Here is a 4,367-nt window from a genome sequence, read left to right as displayed (position 1 = left end):
CAACCAATGGACTCTGGGTGGTAACACCTAACAAACAATTTAAGAGTGATTCAGCACGCTTGGCATTTTTCGTTTGAGTTGAGCTTAGTGTTTACGGCGGTCAAATCAAGTGTCGTGGTTGCGTGCTTCACACCTTAATTGGGCGTTAGTTGCATCAAGTGAGCATTGCATTCTGTTGAGTATTGTTATAGATTCTGCGGCAAGAGGCGAGAGTTTAACTTTCTGCTGTTAATCTGCGGCGGTCATAAGCATGTTTCTTTTTACCGGTCCTCAGCTAGCCTGATGATGCCGTTACGCTGTACAAGAGAAAACAAAATCGCCTCGTTCTTTAAGGGTTTGTTACTTTGGTAGACATTTCACTAATTTCCCAAATAGCAGCTAAAGCTGCATTCTCATCTAGTATTCAAGTACCTCTACCTAATAACTTGAAAGATTGTTCATGTGTCGAAGGGTTGGCTCAATATCTGGGCTTTACAAATTATGATGATCTGAAAATACTGATATACCCGTCCGTTGATCACCTTTACAAAGGCTTTAGCATTCCTAAAAAAAATGGCGAGTTTCGATTAATTGATGCGCCCAAAAAGGAGCTAAAAAAAATACAAAGATTCCTAGCGAACGAATTGGCTCAAGTATACACCCCACGTAATGCGACCCATGGTTTTGTAAAAGATCGAAGTATAGTTACAAATGCGTCGAAGCATGTTGATAAAAAATACGTACTCAATCTAGACCTTGAGGATTTCTTTGGCTCTATTCATTTCGGTCGTGTTAGAAACCTTTTCCAATCTCATCCTTTGAACTTACATCACTCGGTTGCAACGGTTTTGTCTCACTTGTGCTGCCACAATGGCAAGTTGCCTCAAGGTGCTCCAACATCGCCAATTATCTCCAATATGATCGCGTATCGTTTAGACAAGCAACTGCAGACATTAGCTTCCAAAAATAGGTGTACATATACACGGTATGCTGACGATATAACATTCTCGTTCACACAAACTCGTGGGCGCTTACCCAAGCCTATTGCTGTGTTAACTCGTGATCTACAGCTCTCTTTGGGCAATGAGCTAAAGGAGCTTATTACTGAGAATGGTTTTGTTATCAATTCGGATAAAACCAGAATTGCTGCGCGAAGCAATAGACAAGAAGTTACCGGTGTGATTGTCAATGAGCGTATGAATGTATCGAGAAAGTACATAAAACAAACTCGTTCCATGCTATATGCATGGAAAAAGTTTGGTCTCGAAGACGCTGAAGATACCTACTTAAGACAGTTTCACGGAAAAACTGTATTTGAAAAACACCAGCGGCGAATTGACGAAAAGAAAGGGCAATTTTTCAAGAAAATCGTAAAAGGCAGAATTAACTTTATTAAAATGGTTCGTGGCGCTGATGATTTAATATATAGAAAAGTAGCTTATGAATTTTCTGTACTAATCGGAAAACCTAAACCAGAACTTGTGCAAACCCCTTTAGATAAAGCCTGTGATTCGATCTTTATCGTTGAGAACTTGCTAGACGATAGCCAAGGCACCGCGTTTTTGCTGAAGGGAATAGGTATCGTTACAAATGAACATGTTGTGCGCGGCATCGATGAGGATCTATCAGAGCTTTTGGAGCTATTTAGGCATCATGAGCAGGAAACTAAGCGTCCGGTTAAATTTCAAAAATCATGCAGATCTAGAGATTTGGCTATTTTAAAGCCAACTACAAGCTATAACGGTATTAAGCGCCTGCAAGTAGGCGATGATAGTCAGATAGGCATTGGTTCGGTTGTAACCGTATTAGGTTTTCCCCAGTATTCTCCCGGTGAAACGCCATATATCAATACAGGTAAAATTATCCAATCTAAAGTATTGTTTGGTGAGCGCGTTTGGTTATTAGATATACCTGTAATACATGGAAATAGTGGTGGTCCCGTTCTTAATGACCGTCAAGAAGTTATTGGCGTAGCAGCAATAGGCTCACCAACGCATGACCTGTCAACTAAACTCCATGGCTTCATACCAATTTCCACGTTATTAGCGTATGTGGAAGAATGCAACTAACAATCTGTTTAAGAGTGATTCGCAACGCTTGGCATTTTTGCTATGCGTTGCATTCTGTGTTTAAGGTGGTATGCAGTTGCTTCGGTATTGCGTTGCTCACACCTTAACAGGGCGTTAGGCTTTTGGTGAGGGTTAATGGAATACAGGTGTGATATTGAGTTTTTGGAGCGACGGTTGAAACTGTTAAAGTGGCTTAACTATGGATTTCTGATCCCTTGCCTAATCGCTTTATATTTCAAACCTTCAGTTTTTGTTGTAAATGGCTCTTTTACGACAGGTTTAGTGATTTGCGTAGCTATTCTGTATGTATTGCGGTTCATCGATAGACATTTCTGTGATGCTTTATCTAATCATCAGGGTGATGTGCTTATTGTAAGTGACACTGGATTTGAATTTTGTCATCAAGACTCAGGCTACAACTTTAAACGAAATTTTGAAGATATAGTATCGGTGGAGTACTCGCGATTCCTTGGTACACCGAAGGTCAAACTTCGGCTTATAAATAATGAATTCTACGACTTCGTTTGGTTTAGGGACTCCAATTCTCTTTACCGAAAGTTAAAAGGTAAAGAGAGCTTGGTTAAAAAAGCCTAACAAGCAATTTAAGAGGGATTCACAACGCTTGGCACTTTTGCTTCTACTTCAAATTTAGTGTTTATGGCACAATGCATTAGGGTTAGGTGGAGGCGTTGTTCACCCCTTAATTGGGCGTTATAACGCAGGAGAGTTATGAGTACACAAGACTTATCAAAAATGGGTGCTGCAAGAGTATCTATTGAGACAGTAGGTGGGATCAACTGTGTGCGTAAGGAAGGTGCGTCAGAAGTTGAGATGCACTTTTACCAATCAGCTGCACCGAATTTGGTTGGGGTTAACACTCCCGAATTGTTAAAAGTAGACGGTAGCCATCTTTATATAGAGTATATTCCAAATCGAATATCGCTCATGGATTTACGAGCTAAGTCTGATTTATTTTCTCAGTTGGCAGCTCTTCATTGTTCTGAATATACTCCTACTTTTGCAGTTAAGAAGCATGAATGGACGGCCTTCGCTACTGAGGAAGCCTTTAAAGTATTGAACCTTTCAGGTGCTGTGGAATCCTCAATAAAACGGATACAGTCACTGTCCGCTGGCATTTTTGAATGCAAGGATCTGATATCTGGTGATACTAATGAGGGTAACTGGGGAACACGAGATAACGGAGATCTAGTGTTGTTCGATTGGGAGCGTTTTGGTCAAGGTAGCCCAGCTATTGATTTGGCACCTTTAGTTAGCGGTCTTGGTAGCATCGCTGAATACAGGGAAATTGTTACTCAATACGTTAAACACAATTCAGCTTTTTCCGAAACCGAGTTACTTAAGGATCTCATTATCGCTAAGTGCCGGATAGTTATAGAAGTCGTAAACATATTAACTAGTCGAGATAACCCAGAACAAGAAAAGTATATAAACTGGTATAGGGCTAACATTTCCAAGTGGTTAGCTTCAGTTGAAGATGCGTTATAACAAACAATTCAACAGTGATTCGCAACGCTTGGCGCTCTCACTTCGGGTTGAGTTTTGTGTTTACGGCGTAGTGTTTAAGGTCAGTGTTTGCGCTGCTCACACGTTAATTGGGCGTTAAATTGCAGGAGGCAACGTGAAAGTATTTGAAGCTGATGAATCTGTTAGAGATGCACTAAATCAGTTTTATCGTGAACAGGGTTATCACAGTGGGTGGAGTAACTCCGAACGTGCATTTATTGCTACCAATGATGGTGAAATCGTTGGTTCTGTAAAAGTTGAAGTTGGCAATGGTATTTCGGTGTTGCGTGGTATGTACATTGCTAAGGGTTACCAAGGAGGCGGGTTTGGCACAGAGTTTTTAAAGCATATTGAACCGATACTTAATGAAACGATCTCATATTGCATGCCTTTCTCTCATCTTGGTAAGTTTTATGGACAGATAGGTTTTCAACCGGTTAGTCCAGATAGTTTCCCCGAGTATCTTGCAAAAAGATATCGTGGTTATGAAGAAAAAGGGTACCAAATAATAGCGATGCGTCGCGAGCAAGCAATTTAACAATAAATTTAAGCAGATTCGTAACGCTCGGCATTTTTGCTTTGAATCAGCTCCGGTGTTTACGGCACAATGCTTTAGGTAGGTGGTAGCGTTACTCACTACTTAATTTGGCGTTATGTTTCCGAGTACCCCACGTTTAGTAGACACTTTACTAAGTTAGATCTAGGGTCTAATTGAGAGGTGATTTATGGCTAAACATCGTAATCCAGCGTACACCGAAGAGTTCCGCAAAGAAGCAGTGCGTCTGGCCAGTCTTC

The 4,367-nt window shown here is 40.8% G+C and carries 3 protein-coding genes; all 3 read left to right on the top strand.

Going from position 1 to position 4,367, the window contains the following annotated elements; all coding sequences use genetic code 11:
- The first annotated feature begins 344 nt into the window (after positions 1-344).
- The 3 genes from ELS82_RS23405 to ELS82_RS23385 all read left to right on the top strand — a co-directional run bounded on the left by ELS82_RS23405 (position 345) and on the right by ELS82_RS23385 (position 4,110).
- The gene (locus ELS82_RS23405; protein WP_134837579.1) at positions 345-2,048 is read left to right on the top strand and encodes a reverse transcriptase domain-containing protein; all 1,704 of its coding nucleotides are present in this window, start codon (positions 345-347) and stop codon (positions 2,046-2,048) included.
- A gap of 729 nt (positions 2,049-2,777) precedes the next feature.
- Positions 2,778-3,554 carry a phosphotransferase family protein gene (locus ELS82_RS23390; protein ID WP_134837576.1) on the top strand — a complete coding sequence of 259 codons (777 nt, stop codon included), beginning with the start codon at positions 2,778-2,780 and terminating at the stop codon, positions 3,552-3,554.
- Positions 3,555-3,687: 133 nt separating this feature from the next.
- The gene (locus tag ELS82_RS23385; RefSeq protein ID WP_134837575.1) at positions 3,688-4,110 is read left to right on the top strand and encodes a GNAT family N-acetyltransferase; all 423 of its coding nucleotides are present in this window, start codon (positions 3,688-3,690) and stop codon (positions 4,108-4,110) included.
- Positions 4,111-4,367: the final 257 nt, after the last annotated feature.

It is taken from the genome of Vibrio ouci, assembly GCF_004551525.1.
GTDB classification, from domain to species: Bacteria; Pseudomonadota; Gammaproteobacteria; order Enterobacterales; family Vibrionaceae; genus Vibrio; species Vibrio ouci.
The sequence above is the reverse complement of the archived record's forward strand: the minus strand, read 5'-3'. Positions and strand labels throughout refer to the sequence as shown.